The organism is Serratia sp. (in: enterobacteria), assembly GCF_052400455.1.
In the GTDB taxonomy this organism is placed as follows: Bacteria; Pseudomonadota; Gammaproteobacteria; order Enterobacterales; family Enterobacteriaceae; genus Serratia; species Serratia ureilytica.
This window is the reverse complement of record NZ_CP185812.1, coordinates 3784282-3801777: the sequence shown is the minus strand read 5'-3', so window position 1 is coordinate 3801777 and position 17496 is coordinate 3784282. Positions and strand designations below refer to the sequence as shown.

11 protein-coding genes and 1 pseudogene are annotated in these 17496 nt (G+C 61.3%); 4 read left to right on the top strand and 8 right to left on the bottom strand.

Features of this window, described 5'->3' with window-relative positions:
- The first annotated feature begins 56 nt into the window (after window positions 1–56).
- A complete protein-coding gene (gene alkA / locus ACORQT_RS18440; RefSeq protein WP_444859257.1) occupies window positions 57–1547 on the top strand; it encodes a DNA-3-methyladenine glycosylase 2 in 1491 nt (496 codons plus the stop codon).
- A 6-nt stretch (window positions 1548–1553) separates the two neighbouring features.
- Here alkA and ACORQT_RS18435 read toward each other — a convergent pair whose 3' ends face one another.
- The 6 genes and pseudogenes from ACORQT_RS18435 to ppk1 form a co-directional block, all read right to left on the bottom strand.
- Window positions 1554–1907 (bottom strand): DNA-binding protein, encoded by a 354-nt coding sequence (locus ACORQT_RS18435; RefSeq protein WP_033644048.1) that lies wholly within the window; start codon window positions 1905–1907, stop codon window positions 1554–1556.
- Between the two features lie 195 nt (window positions 1908–2102).
- Window positions 2103–5433: pseudogene (locus tag ACORQT_RS18430) on the bottom strand (diguanylate cyclase).
- Between the two features lie 185 nt (window positions 5434–5618).
- The gene (mgtE, locus tag ACORQT_RS18425; RefSeq protein ID WP_015378729.1) at window positions 5619–7052 is read right to left on the bottom strand and encodes a magnesium transporter; all 1434 of its coding nucleotides are present in this window, start codon (window positions 7050–7052) and stop codon (window positions 5619–5621) included.
- Between the two features lie 103 nt (window positions 7053–7155).
- Window positions 7156–7338, bottom strand: coding sequence for a YfgG family protein (locus ACORQT_RS18420; RefSeq protein WP_004941600.1), 183 nt, complete (start codon window positions 7336–7338; stop codon window positions 7156–7158).
- 181 nt (window positions 7339–7519) lie between these two features.
- Window positions 7520–9070, bottom strand: a complete 1551-nt coding sequence (ppx, locus tag ACORQT_RS18415) for an exopolyphosphatase (RefSeq protein WP_033632396.1) — start codon at window positions 9068–9070, stop codon at window positions 7520–7522.
- 10 nt (window positions 9071–9080) lie between these two features.
- Window positions 9081–11144, bottom strand: coding sequence for a polyphosphate kinase 1 (ppk1, locus tag ACORQT_RS18410; protein WP_033644044.1), 2064 nt, complete (start codon window positions 11142–11144; stop codon window positions 9081–9083).
- Window positions 11145–11540: 396 nt separating this feature from the next.
- Between ppk1 and ACORQT_RS18405 the strand changes: the two genes are divergently transcribed.
- The 3 genes from ACORQT_RS18405 to pstB are packed head-to-tail and all read left to right on the top strand — an operon-like array spanning window position 11541 to window position 16199.
- Window positions 11541–13712, top strand: a complete 2172-nt coding sequence (locus ACORQT_RS18405; protein WP_164057265.1) for an ABC transporter permease subunit — start codon at window positions 11541–11543, stop codon at window positions 13710–13712.
- A complete protein-coding gene (gene pstA / locus ACORQT_RS18400) occupies window positions 13709–15358 on the top strand; it encodes a phosphate ABC transporter permease PstA (RefSeq protein WP_033644042.1) in 1650 nt (549 codons plus the stop codon). Before ACORQT_RS18405 ends, pstA begins: the two co-directional genes overlap by 4 nt.
- Before the next feature lie 28 nt (window positions 15359–15386).
- Window positions 15387–16199, top strand: coding sequence for a phosphate ABC transporter ATP-binding protein PstB (gene pstB / locus ACORQT_RS18395; protein ID WP_019452422.1), 813 nt, complete (start codon window positions 15387–15389; stop codon window positions 16197–16199).
- A gap of 280 nt (window positions 16200–16479) precedes the next feature.
- Here pstB and ACORQT_RS18390 read toward each other — a convergent pair whose 3' ends face one another.
- Together ACORQT_RS18390 and speG are read right to left on the bottom strand one after the other, a co-directional pair.
- A complete protein-coding gene (locus ACORQT_RS18390) occupies window positions 16480–16701 on the bottom strand; it encodes a hypothetical protein (protein ID WP_033651536.1) in 222 nt (73 codons plus the stop codon).
- A gap of 201 nt (window positions 16702–16902) precedes the next feature.
- A complete protein-coding gene (speG, locus tag ACORQT_RS18385; protein WP_164057264.1) occupies window positions 16903–17454 on the bottom strand; it encodes a spermidine N1-acetyltransferase in 552 nt (183 codons plus the stop codon).
- Window positions 17455–17496 lie beyond the last annotated feature (42 nt).

Here is a 17496-nt window from a genome sequence, read left to right as displayed (position 1 = left end):
AGGTGCGTAACTTAATGTCCGAATTCCGCACGTCAGCGCGCTAGCCGAGTCCCATAATGCAGAAAAAACCGAACCCGAGCGTTGCCATGAATACTCAACAGCAAGCGTTGTACGACGCGCTGCGCGCGCGTGACCGCAAATTCGACGGCCGTTTTTTCGTCGGCGTCTCTTCCACCGGCATCTATTGTCGCCCGGTGTGCAGCGCCCGCACGCCGAAGCTGGAAAACTGCACCTTTTATCCGAGCGCGGCGGCGGCTGAACTGGCGGGGTTTCGCCCCTGCCTCAAATGCCGACCGGAACTGGCGCCCGGCCTGGCGCTGATCGATCTGGGCAACCGCTATGCCCAGGTGGCGGTGCAGCTCATCGAGCAGGGGTATCTGTCCGAACACAGCTGCGAAGCGCTGGCGGCGCGGCTGGGCATTTCCGATCGCCATCTGCGACGCATCTTCGCCGAACAGTTTGGCGCCTCGCCGATCGATTACGCGCAGTCGCACCGGTTGCTACAGGCCAAGCGCCTGCTGGCGGACACCGACCTGCCGCTCAGCGAGGTGGCGTTCGCCGCCGGTTTCGGCAGCCTGCGGCGTTTCAACGAGCTGTTCAAGGCGCGTTACCGCCTGATCCCGTCGGCGCTGCGCAGCGGCGGCGCACGCGGTGAACGGGCCGCCGCCAGCGGGTTGGTGTTTCACCTGGGCTATCGGCCGCCCTATGACTGGGCGCGCATGCTGAATTTCTTGCAGGCGCGCGTCGTGCAGGGCGTGGAGCGGGTCGAGGGGCGCCGCTACCTGCGCTCGATCGCCGTCAGCCAGGGCGGCACGGAACACCGCGGCTGGCTCAGCGTGCAGCCGGAAGAGGCGCGCAATCGGGTTCGGGTCGAGATTGCGCCGACGCTCAGTCTGGTGACGACGGAGGTGTTGCGCCGGGTGCGCCTGCTGTTTGATCTGGACGCCGCGCCGGATCGCATCAATGAGGCGCTGGGCTCGCTGGCGGCCGATGCGCCGGGGCTGCGCCTGCCGGGCTGCGTGAACAGTTTCGAGCAGGCGGCGCGTGCGGTGCTGGGGCAGTTGGTCAGCGTGAAAATGGCGGCGACCTTCGCCGGGCGGATGGCCGAACGCTGGGGCGAAGCGCTGGCGACGCCGCATGAGGGCATCACCCACGTTTTCCCCACGGCAGAACGGGTGGCGCAGCTGCAGCCTGAAGAACTGCGCCCGCTCGGGGTGCAAGTGAAGCGTGCGGCGGCGCTGATCGAGATCGCCCGCGCGCTGGGGGAAGGGCGGCTGCAGCTCGACAACGTGCTGGATATCGAACAGGGCATCAAGGCGCTGACCGCGCTGCCGGGCATCGGCAACTGGACCGCCAGCTATATCGCGATGCGCGCCTGGTCGTGGCCGGACGTGTTCCTGGCCGGCGACTACCTGATCAAACAGCGTTTCCCCGGCATGACGCCGCGCCAGATTGAACGCTACGCCGAGCGCTGGCGCCCGTGGCGCTCTTACGCCACGCTGCATCTATGGCACAACGGCGGCTGGGCGCCGGAAGCGGAGAGTTGAACGCGGCTAGCGGGGAGACTCGATCAGCTGCAGCAGGCGGCTCATGCCTTCACGCATCAGGAACGCCAGCAGCTTTTCCCGTTCGGCCGGCGTGAGGTGATAGTAATACTCGATCCAGACCCGTACCGGATCCTGACGTTTGACGTCGTAATCCGGATGGTCGGTTTCGCGCAACGCCGACAGGCTGCGCGCGCCGAACGGCAGACTGTCGATATGGTATTCCAGCGCTTTGCCCTGTACGCCGCTGCGGCGGCGACTGACCCAGCCTTCGCGCCGGGCCATCAAATTGACCCCTTGCGGGGTTGAGGGCAACCCCGCCTTACCCATCAGTTCCCTGGCGGAAAACCATTTCTTTTCCATAGTCCCTTGTCTCTGAGCCATCACCTGTCGAGGAAAATCAACGGATACGTCGATGTTCGCATGGGGATTTCATCTTACTTAATCGTTTAAGCTTCAGGTGTTATTTATATCACTAATCTTGTCTTGGTTAATATCATGTAACGAACGAGATGCGAGGCGCCGCCCGGGAGACGGCGCCTGAGAGGGGGGAGAGGGTTAACGGATGCCGAAATAGCCGTCGCTGAGCAACACCGCCAGCGGCTGCTCCAGCGCCACCTGGTCGCCGTCCGCCAGATCGACGCCAATGTCGCGCAGCGCCTGCAGCGTCACCGGCTGGTGAGCCGGTCCGGCGAAGGTCTGCGCTTTAATGCGATGCGCCGCGCCGTTGAGCATCGAGACCATCAGCTCGTCCATCTGGTTGCAGTGCACGTTGGTGATAAAGCGCTCATCGATGCGAATGATGTCGATCCGCTGGTCGCTGAGCTCATCGAACGCATTGATGTTATGCCCGAAGCCGTTGACGATCAGCCGGCAGCCCTGCTGCTGCAGTTCGCGGAGAAATGCCCGACACTGCGCGACGTGCTCCAGTATCGCGGCCTCATCGACGCTGAACAGCAGCGCCTGCGGCGGCAGCGAGGAAGCGCGCACCGTTTCCGTCAGGTAGCGCTGGAAGTCGGTGCTCAGCAGGCTGTCGATGGCCAGCGGCAACGCGAGCGACAGCCCTTTGCGTTTGATGTCGTCGGCATATTTCACCAGCAGTTGCGCCGCCGTCCAGCGGTCGATGTCCGGCATCAGGCCGTACAGCTGCGCGGCGGCGATGAACGCCTCGTGCGACAGCGGGCGGTCGTCCGGCGCCATCACCTGCAGCTTCACCTGGTGAAACGCGGCCGACAGCGGCGTCGCCGGCGGCGCGACCGCGTGAGTCAGCAGCCGCAGTTGCCCCTCGCTGATGATCGTCTGCACTTCCTGCAGGCTCAGCACCTCGTGCTGCCGCTCCAGCAGCTGTTTCTGCCGCGTTTCGTACAGATAAACCTGGCCGCGCCCCTGGTGCTTGGCGGTGTAGCAGGCGATATCGGCCTGCGCCAGCAGTTCGCTGCTTTTGGCGTCGGCGCTGATGCGCGTGATGCCGGCGCTGGCGCCGACGCGGTAAATCTTCCCTTCCCAGTAGAACGGGTGCTGGCTGATTTGATTAACCACTTGCTGCACCAGCGATTTGGCCTGTTCCAGCCGGCAGTCGTACAGGATCAGACCGAACTCGTCGCCGCCCAGCCGGGCCAGGCAATCGCTATGGCGCAGCTGATGCCGCATCAACTGGGCGATGTCCCGCAGCAGGGCATCGCCCGCCGCATGGCCGGCGGTGTCGTTCACCGCCTTGAACCGATCCAGATCGAGGAACACCAGCGAATGCGGCGGCGACGGTTCCCCGCCGGCGACGATCGCCGCTTTCAGCTGTTTCTCGAAGCGGGTGCGGTTCGGCAATCCGGTCAGCGCATCGTGCGAGGCGCTGTAGCTGAGTTTTTTTCATCAGTTCGCGCGAGGCGGTGACGTCCTGCAGCACCATCACCGCGCCCATGGTTTCCCCGTCGAGGGTTTTCAGCGGTGAGACCGACTGCTGTACGTCGAAATAACGCCCGTCGCGGCTGTGTAGCACCAGCGCATAATCCGCCGGCCATTGCCGTGGGTATTGCGTGAGGTTTTCGATTTCCGGGCCGTCTTTGCCGTTGGTCAGGCGCACCACGCCGGCGACGGGCATACCGATCGCCAGATCGAGCGGCCAGCCGCACATCTGTTCCGCCACCGGATTCATAAAGGTGATGCGCAGGTGGCTGTCGGTGGAGATCACCCCTTCGCCGATGGCGTCGAGGGTGATGTGCAGGCGCTCTTTCTCTTCGTGCAGCGCCTCGGCGAGGCTCTTGAGCTCGGTCATGTCGATATTGGTGCCGATCAGGCGCAGCGGCCGGCCCTGATCGTCGAGGATCACGTTGCCCTGGCCGCGGATATGGCGCACTTTGCCGCTGCGCGTGGTGATGCGAAACTCCATGATGAATGGCCGCGGCTGCGCCAGGATCTCGGCCAGCTCGCGATCGGTGCGCTCGCGATCTTCCGGCACCAGCAGGGTGCGCCACAACGCCAGCGTCGGCGTTTGGTCGGGGGTGAGATCGTAGAGTTCGAACATGCGCTGATCCCAGGTGAAGTTTTCCTGGCTCATCACCCATTCCCAGATGCCGACGCCGCCCACCTGGTTGGCCAGCGTGATGCGTTCCACCAACCGGTTGTTCTCCGCCTCGCTGCGCTTAAGGTCGCTGATGTCCTCCACCTGAGAGATGAAGTACAACGGCCGGCCTTCGCCGTCGCGCACCAGCGAGACCGCCAGCAGCGCCCAGACCGTCTGGCCGTCGCTGCGGATATAGCGCTTCTCCATGGTGTAGCTGCTGATATGGCCGTCGAGCAGTTCGTGCAGTTGGGTCAGGTCGGCGTTCAGATCGTCCGGGTGGGTGATCTCTTGAAAGGTCAGGCGATAAAGTCTTTCGGGCGGATAGCCGAGCAGCTTGCACAGCGCCTGGTTAACCTGCAGCCATTTGCCCTCCGGCGACACCAGCGCCATGCCGATGGCGGAATACTCCAGCGCGCTGCGAAAGCGGCTTTCGCTCTCGACGATATGTTGCTTTTCCACCCGGAAGGTGTGCATCACCATCGCCATGGCGTGCGCCGGGATCAGGATCAGCAACATCGGCAGATAGAGGCCGAGTTCGCCCAGGAAAGTGTGCTGGGAAGACTGAAGGCGCAGCAGGCCCAGCGACAGCAGGACGGTGATCAGCAAGAGAGTGCAGAAACAGACGGTGAAGGTTTCGAAGCGCGACAGCGCGATAGCCGCCCACAGCAGCGGCAGGATGACGAAGGTAAAGGGGAAGGGCAGATGTGTCAGCGCCAGATAGCTGAAGGCCAGCGAGCCCATCAGGGTCAATAGCAGCGGATACGGATTCAGCCCGGCCAACAGGCGGCGGTGATAGGTGAGCCCGAGCGGCGCCAGCGACAGCACCCCTATCGCCTCAGAGATGAACCAGGTGCCGAACGATTGCCAAAACGTTTGGTCCGGCGTGGGGGTCAGTCCGGCGGCCAGCAGCGCGCTGAACAATGGGGTAAATATCACCGCGCAGACCACGAAACGCAGCCAACAGCCCAGATCGCTCAGCGGATCGATCGCCGGCAGCGTGCGGCGCAGCAGCAGAGCGCACACTGCCGCTTCCAGCAGGTTGATGGCGGCCAGCTTGACGGGAATGGCGCTGAGGCCGAACAGCAGGAAGCTGGCGAGCACGATGCCTGTGCCGCTGGCCAGCAGCGGCAAACCCCAATGACGCGGGGGATGGCGATACAGTACGGCGATCGCGGCGGCGGTCGGGAACCACAGCGGCGTGAAGTGATGAGCCTCACTGGATAACGACAGGCTCAGCAAGGCGAGCAAAAATGTCGCCAGCGCCACGAACAGAGAATGTGTCAGCATAACGCCTTTGTGTGTGCCGAACGCGTTCGGCGCGCTGATATCCATAGACATCCTTACCGATGACCTCTGCCTGTGATTGGATTCATGACGTGGATGAATCAAGATGATTTATTGAAAAAGGGTAGTACAGCGCGGGAGGAAAACCTACCGGGAGGGCCGACTTTACTGCGTTAGCGCAAACCCGGCGACAGAATGACGAAAAAGCCGGCGCGAGGCCGGCTTTTGGCGTATTACAGCAGGAACAGAGTGGCGAGGCCGAGGAAGATGAAAAAGCCGCCGGTGTCGGTCAGCGCGGTGATGAGCACGCTCGAGCCGACCGCCGGATCGCGGCCCAGTTTGAGCATGGTCATCGGGATCACCACGCCCATCAGCGCCGCCAGCAGCAGGTTTAGCAGCATCGCCAGCGTCATCACGCCGCCCATCGCCGCGTCGCCGTACAGCAGCCAGGTGATCACGCCCATGATGCCGCCCCACACCACGCCGTTGATGATGGCGACGCCCAGCTCCCTGAGCATCAGGCGCGAGATGTTGCCGACTTCAATCTGGTGCAGCGCCAGCGCGCGCACAATCATGGTGATGGTTTGGTTGCCGGTGTTGCCGCCGATGCCAGCGACGATCGGCATCAGCGCCGCCAGCGCCACCAACTGGGAAATGGTGTGTTCGAACAGGCCAATCACGCGCGAGGCGACGAACGCGGTACAGAGGTTGATCGCCAGCCAGGCCCAGCGGGTCTTGACCGCCTTGCTGACCGGGGCGAACACGTCTTCTTCCGGGCTCAAACCGCCCATGCGGCGCAGGTTGGTGTCGCTCTCTTCGTTGACGGCGTCGACGATCTCTTCGATAGTCAGGCGGCCCATCAGTTTGCCTTTGGCATCAACCACCGGGGCGCTGATCAGGTCGTAACGTTCGAACGCGCCGGCCGCTTCATCGGCCTTGTCTTCGGGCTGAAAGGTGGCGGGATCGCTGTCCATCACTTCGCGCACCGGGATCTCCGGGTCGTTCAGCAGCACTGCGGTGAGCGGCAGTTCGCCCAGCAGGGTGTTTTTGCGATCGGTGACGAACAGTTTATCGGTGGCGTCGGGGATGGTTTTACGCATGCGCAAGAAGCGATGTACCGCGCCGAGCGTGACGTCCGGCCGCACCGTCACCAGTTCGAAATCCATCATCCAGCCGACGCTGTCTTTGGCGTACTGGCTCATCTCGCGCACCTGGGCACGCTGCTCCGGCTCCAGCGAGGTCAGCAACCGGCCCATCAGGTTACGCGGCAGGTATTGCGCCAGGTAGGCCTGCTCGTCGACGTCCAGCGTTTTGATCGCTTTGAGCAGGTCTTTGTCGCTCATTTCTTCGATCAGGCTGTCCCAGACCGGTTCGGCGACCTCCACCAGCGTCTGGCCGCGCTTGCTGTTGCCCACCAGCCGCCACAACGCCATGCGTTCGTCCTGCGGCAGCGCTTCCAGCAGGTCCGCCAGGTCGGCGGCGTGCATGTCGTCAAGCAGGCCGGTAATTTCCGCCGTTTGGTTCAGCAGTTCGCTTTGGCTGAGGGCGTGTTCATCCCCTGGCCGGCCGAGAATGCCGTCGACCAATTCCTTATTGTTCAACAACAGAGTGAGAATGCGCTGGCGGTGTTCAGCGACTTTTTTGACGTTATGGGTTGCGGCTGACATGGTGTTCCTTAACGGGCGCTCGGCGTTCCTGACGCAGGCTCATTAAAAGATAGAGCATAGCGAGTGCCGGAGTCATTTTTATGAAACGGACGGGGCGCGGCGGTTATTCAGAGGAGGCGTCCTGTTGCGGCGCGCTGACTTCGGCGGCGTTTTGCGCAGCGGCCTGCTTTTTTTCCTGATGATGAGGCACCGCCACCACGGCGGCGTACAGCAGTCGGCCGACTAAAATGATAAAGCTGATAAACAACACTATCTTCGTCATCTGTCCGGTGGTTTTCTTGCGCATATATCACCCGGTATGCCGGTGTCCTGTGTTATTCGCTCGAGAATTTGTAACCGGATTTTAGGCGCTGATGACAAAAGTTGTCCATTTTTTTCCGGCGAGCGGCGCGCCGTATTAGGGTTTCGTTTAGGTTGGCGGAGCGGGGGCGGAAAGAAAAACCCCCTGGCTGGCAGGGGGCGGGGGATCAGGCGGAGCGTTGTTCGTCTTGCGAACCTTCTTCGTCGATCAGAAGCTTCCAGCCGACGACGTCGTTCCAGTAGGCCTGCTCGCGCTCGAAGTCCAACTGCACCAGGTTGTTTTGCGCCAGGTAGCCGGCCGGGAAGCGCAGCGTCCAGTGGTTGTCGTCGGTGGTCAGGCGCAGCGTTTCCGGCGTGGTGGTCGACTGGCGCTGGTTGTTGAGCAGGGTGCTCAGACGCAGCAGTTGGATCAGCGGCAGGTAGTGTTTCTTTTTGAACAGGTTGAGGCGCGGCAGCTCTTCCAGCTTGATCGCCTTGCGGTGGAAACGCACCAACGCCGCCAACAGCAGCTGCTGTTCCTGGTTAAAGCCAGGCAGATTGGAGTTTTGCAGAATGTAAGCCGAATGGCGATGCATGCCGCTGTGGTTGATGCTCAGCCCCACTTCGTGCAGCATGGCGGCCCATTTCAGCAGGGCTTCCAATTGCGGATGCACCAGCTTGGTGTTTTGCGCCATCCACTGCGAATAGAGCAGTTCGGTGGTTTCCAGCACCCGCTTGGCCTGTTCGCGGTCGATGTTGTAGTGATCGGCCAGGCTTTTCGCGGTGCGGCTGCGGATGTCCTGGTGGCGGAAGCGGCCTTCCATTTCATACAGCACGCCTTCGCGCAGCGCACCGTCAGACAGGCGCAGATCGCGGATCGCCAGCGCATCGAACACGCCGCACAGAATAGCCAGCCCCGGCACGAACACCGATTGGCGATCTTCCGACAGCCCCGGCAGGCTCAGTGAGCTGAAGCTTTTGAACTGCAGCACCTGTTCGGCGAGCATTTCCAGGCGTTCGAGGGTGATCAGACCGTCTTTTTCTCCCATCGCCACCAGCACTTCGTGGGCGGCCTTGATGGTGCCCGAGGCGCCCAGCGCGTACTGCCAGCCCTGAATGCGGTACTGCCAGGCCAGCGTTTCCAGCTTCTGCGCCGCCGCCAGCCGCGCGCGGCGGAAGTTGTTTTTGCTGATCTCGCCGCCGGGGAAGAACAGCTGGGCGAAGCTGACGCAGCCCATGCGGCGGCTTTCCGCCAGCAGCGGCTCGAAGTCTTCGCCGATAACCAGCTCGGTCGAGCCGCCGCCGATGTCGATCACCAGCTTGCGGCCTTTCTCCGGTTGAGTGTGCTCCACGCCCATGAAGATCAGGCGAGCTTCTTCCTGGCCGGCGATGATTTCGATCGGGTAGGGGATCACTTTGGCGGCGCGCTTGAGGAACACTTCGGCGTTCACCGCCTGGCGCAGGGTGTGGGTCCCGACGATGGTGACGTTATCCGCCGGGAAGCCCTGCAGCCGTTCGGCAAACAGCGCCAGGCAGGCCAGGCCGCGTTCTATCGCCTCTTCACTGAGTACGTTGTTGCTGTCCAATCCGTCGGCGAGGTGCACCCGCTGTTTTAAACGGCCCAATACCTGTAAGGCGCCGTTGACGACGCGGGCGATCACCATGTGGAAACTGTTCGACCCGAGGTCGATGGCGGCGATTTCCTGCGGTTTGTTCGTTGCAGTGTTTTTTAGCGGCATAGTTGCTGGCCTACTGTCCTGGTTGTTCCAGAGCTTTTAAATACTCGTAAATAGCCACCTGGGCGCGCACTTTGCGGCGGTTGCCGCGCGGCACGTACTGGTTGCTCAGTTCTTTATCCACATAACGGGCCTTGACCGTATCGCTAAACAGGATCTCCAGAATGTCCAGAACGCGCTGTTTCAGCGCCGGATCCAGCAGCGATACCGCCACTTCGATACGGTAATCTATGTTGCGGGTCATCCAGTCGGCGGAGGACAGATACACCCGTTTGTCACCTTTGTTGTCGAAAACGTAAACCCGATCGTGTTCCAAAAAGCGATCGACGATGCTGATCACCTGAATATTGTCGCTGATCCCCGGCAGGTTGGGAATCAGGGAACACATGCCCCGCACCAGCAGGCGGATCTTCACGCCGGCGCCGGACGCGGTATATAACCGATCTACCAGCCCTTTATCCACCAGATTATTTATTTTCAACATAATGCCGGCCTGTTCCCCGGCCTGGGCGTTGGCGATTTCGTTGTCGATCAGCTCATACAGCTTCAGGCGCGAGTTCTGCGGCGACACCATCAGGTTGTCGAAGGTGACCGGCCGGTAGGGGTTCTCGATAAAGTTGAACACCCGGCGCACTTCGTTGGTGATGCGCGAGTCGGCGGTCAGCAGCGAATAGTCGGTATAGATGCGCGCGGTTTTTTCGTTAAAGTTGCCGGTGCCGATATGAGCATAGCGCACAATTTCATCGCCTTCACGGCGCGAAATCAGGAACAGTTTGGCGTGGATTTTCAGCCCCGGCGCCGAGAAGATCACGTGTACGCCGGCTTCGGTCAGGCGCTTCGCCCAGTGAATGTTGGCCTCTTCGTCGAAGCGCGCCTGCAGCTCGACCACTACCGTGACCTTTTTGCCGTTGTGCGCGGCGTGGATCATCGATTCGATGATGCGCGAGTCTTTCGCCACGCGGTAGATGTTGATTTTGATCGCCAGCACGCTCGGATCGAACGACGCCTGGCGCAGCAGCTCCAGCACGTGCTCAAAGGTGTGGTACGGGTAGTAGAGCAGCACGTCTTTTTCGCGAATGGCGTCGAAGCCGTTGCGGAAACCGTCGAACCAGATGTGGCGCAGGCGCGGCAGCGGCTTGTTGACCAGATTGGCCTTGCCGACGTTCGGGAAGCTGATGAAGTCTTTAAAGTTGTGATAGCGGCCGCCGGCGATCACCGAATCGTAGTTGGAGATGCCCAGCTTGCCGCGCAGCAGTTCCACCATCTCGTTCGGCATGTCGCGCTGATAAACGAAGCGCACCGGTTCGGCGGTGAGGCGCTGTTTCAGGCTGGAGGACATCAGTTCCAGCAGGCTGGATTCCATTTCGGTCACCAGATCGTACTCGGCGTCGCGGGTCATCTTCATCGAATAGGCGTTGAGCGCGTCGTAGTCGAAGAAGCCTTTGAAAATCTCATCCAGGCAGTAACGCAGAATGTTGTCCAGCAGGATCATCGGCTTGCGGCGGCGCGGCGCTTCCGGCGGCAGATTGACGAAGCGCGGCACTTTGTCCGACGGGATTTCCAGCAGCGCATAGTCGGTGCGCGCGCCGCGGATAATTTCCACCGCCAGATAGGTGTAATCGTCTTTCAGGAACTGCACCAGATTGGTGTCGTGGTTGATCAGGATCGGCGTGATGTGCTGGCGCAGATGCTGTTTGAAATACTGGCGCAGCCAGATTTGCTGGTTTTCGGACACCTGGCGTTCGTTGATCAGGAAGATCTGGTTGCGCGCCATTTCCAGCAGCAGATCGTTGTACAGGCCGTCGAATTCCTGATCGGTTTTCAGCACCTTGGCCTGGATCTTTTTCAGCAGGTGGCGCGAGGCGCCGGCGGAGCCCTGCTCTTCGCTGATCAGGATGCGGCGTTTGAGATCGGCGAAGCGGACCTTATAGAACTCGTCGAGGTTGTTGGAGTAAATGCCCAGAAAACGCATTCGTTCAATCAGGGGATTGCTCTTATCTGCGGCTTCCTGCAACACGCGTTCATTAAAGGATAACCAGCTTAGTTCTTTTTCGATGTAGAGCTTTTCCTGACCCATTGCCACTCCAGTTCAATTTTAGAATAGGATCCGGGACGCAGCGCCCGGATGCCGCTCTAGTGTCCTTCATCATTATTGCGAGAGATTGACAGGAAAGTCCAACATATCCATTGCGTTGGCGCGCGGCGTTTTTCGCCGACAATAAATTTTCCCCGCGGCGGGATGCCCGGCAGTGAAACGATCAGCATGAAATGACGGTTAGCAGGCTTATTCTTGGCGTTATAAAGCGTGTTTATGGTCATTTTTCAGCAATATATCAAATTCATATTGTCTGTTGGCAGTGTAAAAAACCTGGGTTTAGTCGGGTAACTTTGTCATGCAAACGTCATAAAACTGACATAAGATGCCCGGTTATCTTACGGCGTAAGCCCGATTACATCAGCGACAGCGAGACACATGACACAGACGACGGCAAATCAACATCCCCGAGATCGCCTGCGCGGGCGCATCGACCGCGGCGTGCAGGCGGCAGTGACCGCCTGCGGGCTGATGGTGCTGATGACGTTGATGCTGATCTTCGTTTATCTGCTGTTTGCGGTGCTGCCGCTGTTCAAACCGGCCTCGCTTGGGCAAGTTCAGCCGCTGCCGATTGTGGCGTCTTCCCCGGCGCTGGCGCTGGGCATGGACGTGCAGCAGCGCGTCGGTTATCGCATCGATGCGCAGGGCACGGGGCAATTTTATCGTCTGTCGCCGGCGCCGAGCGGCCAGGCCCAGACACCGCTGGTGCAGCAAACGCTGCTGGCCAAACCGGCGCTGCTCGCGCAGGCCGCCGGAGAGCGGGATCTGTTCGCGTTGGCGCAGGCCGACGGCCGGTTGGTGGTGGCGCGCGCGGATTTCGCCACGGCGGAAAACGGCCGGCCGCAGTGGCTGTTCCCACTCGGCCAACCGCCGCTGGCGCTGGATCCGCAGCGCAAGCCGCTGAAGCTGTTGTCGCTGGCGGACGCGCATCGCGGGCAGTATCTGCTGGCCGGGGTGACCGACGATCGGCGGCTGGTGTTCGGCCGTTTCAGCCCGGATCGGCCGCCGCAGTTCAGCGAACGTCCGCTGGAACACGACGGGGAGCAACTGGTGCTGACGCCGGATGGCCGCCAGCTTTACCTGCTGGCGGGCAACCGGCTGGCGCGTTACCAGATCGACGGCGCGCAGCTGCAACTGCGTGAAACGCGCACCTTGGGCGAACACGCCCCGTACCAGATGACGGCGCTGCCCGGCGGCAGCGCGCTGCTGATCAAGGGCGCCGACGGCAACCTGCGCGAGTGGTTTGAGGTGGAAAAAGAGCAGCGCTGGCGACTGACGCCGGTGCAGCATTTCGACCACGGCGCCGACGGGCAGGAGTTGACGGTGGCTGAGCCCTATCGCCGGGTGTTCGCCACCCTGCGGCCCGATGGCGGCTTCTCGTTATTCTCCACGATCCAATCCCAGCCGCTGCTGAATACCCGTTTGGGCGCCGAGGTGCGGCAAATGGCGTTCGCGCCGCGCGGCGATGGCCTGCTGCTGGAGAGCGCGCAGGGCTGGCAGCGCTATGCGCTCGACAACCCGTATCCGGACGTCACCTGGCGTTCGCTGTGGGGCAAGGTGTGGTATGAGAACTACCCGCAGCCGGCCTATGTCTGGCAGTCCACCTCCGGCGAAGACAGCTACCAACCTAAATTCAGCCTGATGCCGGTGATCTTCGGCACCTTCAAGGCGGCGGCTTACGCGATGCTGTTCGCCATCCCGCTGGCGTTGGCCGGCGCCATCTATACCGCTTACTTTATGACGCCGGGGCTGCGGCGAGTGATCAAACCGGCTATCGAAGTGATGGGCGCGCTGCCGACGGTGGTGATCGGGCTGGTGGCCGGCATCTGGCTGGCGCCGATCATCGAGCAGTATCTGTTGGCGGTGCTGGCGTTGCCGCTGCTGCTGGCGGCGGCGGTGCTGCTGTGCGGCGCGTTGACCCATCGCTTTATGCCGCGCTGCCGGCCGGGCGTCGATCTGCTGTTGCTGTTGCCGCTGCTGGCGTTGACGGTGTGGCTGGCGTTCAGCCTGGGGCCGTGGCTGGAGGTGGCGCTGTTCGGTGAGCCGCTGCATTTCTGGCTGGGGGATAATTATGACCAGCGCAATGCGCTGGTGGTGGGCGTGGCGATGGGGTTCGCGCTGGTGCCGATCATCTTCTCGCTGGCGGAGGATGCGCTGTTCAGCGTGCCGGCCACCCTGAGCCAGGGCTCTTTGGCGCTGGGCGCCACCCAATGGCAGACGGTGATCAAGGTGGTGCTGCCTTCCGCCAGCGCCGGCATTTTCTCCGCGCTGATGATCGGCTTTGGCCGCGCGGTGGGAGAAACCATGATCGTGCTGATGGCCACCGGCAACACGCCGATTATTGACGGCAGCCTGTTCCAGGGGCTGCGAGCGCTGGCGGCCAATATCGCCATCGAAATGCCGGAGGCGGTTTCCGGCAGCAGCCATTACCGCGTGCTGTTCCTGACTGCGCTGGTGTTGTTTGTCTTCACCTTCGTGTTCAACACGCTGGCGGAGGCGGTGCGCCTGCGGCTGCGCAAGCGCTACACGCCGAATCAGGAGGCGCCATGAAAAACTGGGTGAAGAGCGGGTCGCCGTGGGTGTGGCTGACCGCCGGTTCGGTCGCCGTCAGCCTGCTGGCGCTGATCGGCATTTTGTTGCTGCTGGCCGGGCAGGGGATGCGCTATTTCTGGCCGAGCCCGGTTTATCAGTTCGAACTGAATCAGAACGGCGCCGGGCCGGTGACGGTGATCGGCGAGTTGTACCAGCAACAAAGCATTTCCCGGCGCCAGCTGGCCGAGGCGGGCGTCACGCCGCCGGGCGAGGCGCAGAACGTCGAACGTTATCTGATTAAGGTCGGCAACCGCGAGCGCGAGGGGCAGGATTTCCGCACCTTGCTGGCCAGCGATATCCGCAGCCAAAGCACGCCGCGCAGCCTGCTGGTGCTGGAACGCGACAGCCATGGCACCGCTTACGGTTATCTGGCGGGGCTGCTGGAAGATGGGCAACCGCTGACCGGCCGCAATCTGGGGCAGGCGTTGCAGCAGCGCCTGCCGCAAATCGCCGCGCTCTCGCGCCAGGCGCACGACATTCAATTCCGCGACATGGCGCGCATCAATCAGCAGTTTGACGCGTTGCGGCTGCGGGAAAAGCGCCTGCAGCGCGACGATAAGCTGGACGCCCGCGCGCAGGACGCCATCAAGGCCGAACGGCTGGAGCTGCAGCGGCAGTATCAGCTGTTGTCCGAACGTCTGGCGGGGCTGAACCGCGATCGCCAGCGCGACGCGTTGCTGCTGCGCGACATGCACGGGCAGACGTTGACCATTCCGCTCAGCCAGGTGCGCGATGCCTGGTACCCGAACGCCATGAGCACCTCCGAGAAGCTGGCGCACTGGGGCGAGCAGGTGAAGAAGTTTCTCATCGACAGCCCGCGTGAGGCGAATACCGAGGGCGGGGTGTTCCCGGCCATTTTCGGCACGGTGTTGATGGTGATCCTGATGTCGATCGTGGTGATGCCGTTTGGCGTGATCGCGGCGGTGTATCTGCACGAATATGCCGGCAACAATCTGCTGACGCGGGTGATCCGCATCGCGGTGGTCAATCTGGCCGGCGTGCCCTCGATCGTCTACGGCGTCTTCGGCCTTGGCTTTTTCGTTTATATGATAGGCGGCACGCTCGATCAGCTGTTCTATCCTGAATCCCTGCCCAACCCGACCTTCGGCACGCCCGGCGTGCTGTGGGCGGCGCTGACGCTGGCGCTGCTGACGCTGCCGGTGGTGATCGTCGCCACCGAGGAAGGGCTGTCGCGCATTCCCACTTCGCTGCGGCAGGGCTCGATGGCGCTGGGCGCCAGCCGGGCCGAGACGCTGTGGCGCATCGTGCTGCCGATGGCTGCGCCGGCGATGATGACCGGCTTGATTCTGGCGGTGGCGCGCGCCGCCGGGGAGACCGCGCCGCTGATGCTGGTGGGGGTAGTGAAATCGGTGCCGGTGCTGCCGGTGGACGAGATTTTCCCGTATCTGCACCTTGAGCGGAAGTTTATGCATTTAAGCTTCCAGATCTACGATATGGCATTCCAGAGCCCGAGCGTAGAGGCGGCCCGGCCGCTAGTGTTCGCCACCGCCTTCCTGCTGGTGACGATCGTGGTGAGTTTGAATCTGGCGGCGATGGGTATCCGCCATTCGTTGAGGGAGCGGTACCGAGCATGGTCGCAGTAACAATGACGCTATTTTTGGGGAGTGCGTAATGGGTTTGATGACGCCAGGCAGTTTGCCCCGGCTGGATGTCCAGCATCTCGACGATGAACAGACCGCGCTGGCGGTCAACGGCCTGAACCTGTTTTATGGTGACAAGCAGGTGTTGCACGATATCTCGCTGCGTATCCCGAAACATCGGGTGACGGCCTTGATCGGCCCCTCGGGCTGCGGCAAATCGACGCTGCTGCGCTGTTTCAACCGCATGAACGATCTGGTGGACAACTGCCGCATCGAGGGCGATCTGCAACTGAACGGCGCGGCGATCTCCGGCGCGCAGATCGACGTGGCGGCGCTGCGGCGGCGAGTGGGCATGGTGTTCCAGCGGCCGAACCCGTTCCCGAAATCGATCTATGAAAACGTGGTGTACGGCCTGCGCCTGCAGGGCGTGCGCGACCGGCGCTTGCTGGATGAAGCGGTGGAGCGTTCGCTGCGCGCCGCCGCGCTGTGGCATGAGGTGAAGGACCGGCTGCGCGAAAACGCCTTCCGCTTGTCCAGCGGCCAACAGCAGCGCCTGGTGATCGCGCGTGCCATCGCCATCGAGCCGGAAGTACTGTTGCTCGACGAGCCGACTTCGGCGCTGGATCCGATCTCCACGCTGACCATCGAAGAGCTGATTTCGGCGTTGAAGCAGCGTTACAGTGTGGTGCTGGTGACGCACAACATGCAGCAAGCGGCGCGCGTCTCCGACTACACCGCCTTTATTCATCAGGGGCGGCTGGTGGAATACAACGACACCGACGCCATTTTCACGTCGCCGCGCCAGCGCCGCACCGAGGATTATATTACCGGGCGGTATGGGTGAGGGGAGAGCGACGGAGGTTTTCGCTCCGTCGCCGGCAATGGCCGTTGCAGTCGGCCTGCGTCTGCTGTTTTATTTTACCCGCGCATTAAGCCGGCATGAATTAATGCATGGCATAAGTCTGATTGCCGGCGAGTTTGTTTTATTCATCTTTCATCATGTGGAATTCAATCCATTCTCTGCAATTTATTATCAACCACAATTATGTTGTCGGTGATGATCAATATAATTGTTCATGTCGATAATGGCTGTGGCGGGCTCGGCGGTGCTGAAATGGTAATCCTTAATGCGCGCGGCCTTTAGCCGTAACCCGCAATACCAACCCTACCAACAACAACGCAGCCCCCGAGGCATAGAGCGGGAACCAGCGCGTCCACCAGAGCGGGGAAAACAGCGGGGTGCTGTTGGGATCTGCAGGCGCGTAGCCGCTATAGGTATTTAGACCGGCGGCGATGGCGAGCATCGCCAGGCCGATAAAAAGCAGCAGGTTTGAGACGGTTGTCATGGCATTTTTCCTTTGTAGAGGCAGAGGGTAACTCTTACTATCACTATTAATTATTTTTCGATTAATTATATTGGGGAATATTATTTATTTTCGTATTCATCAGGTTGTTTCCTGACGATAAAATAGCATGCCTTAATACTAGCCACTTATTTCCCAATAAAAAACCCGCCTTGGCGGGTTTTCTCTTTTTCTCGCTAGCCGTCACTTCACCAGCGGCTTATCGCCCGGCGTTTTGAACTTCGCCAGATATTGCGGCTGGAAGATGCACATGCGCAGCACGGTGCGGTATTCGCCGTTGACGAAGAACTCGTCGATCAGCTCGCCTTCCACGTTAAAGCCCAGCTTGCTGTAGATGTGGATCGCCTTCGGGTTCTCCTTGTCGACGATCAGGTACAGCTTGTACAGGTTCAGCACCGAGAAGCCGTAGTCCATCGCCAGGCGGGCGGCGGTGCTGGCGTAGCCTTTGCCCTGGTGGGCGGGATCGATGATGATCTGGAATTCTGCGCGGCGGTGGATGTGATCGATCTCCATCAGTTCCACCAGGCCGACCTTGGCGCCTTCGTGCTCGATGATAAAGCGGCGCTCGCTCTGATCGTGGATGTGTTTGTCGTAGAGATCGGAAAGTTCGACAAAGGCTTCGTAGGGTTCTTCAAACCAATAGCGCATAACGCTGGCGTTGTTGTCCATCTGGTGGACGAACGACAGATCGTCCCGTTCCAATGGGCGTAACCTGACGCTGGCAGTGCTGGACATGTGGGCTCCTCTGTGCCGTGAAATTGTGCAAAGTATAACTTC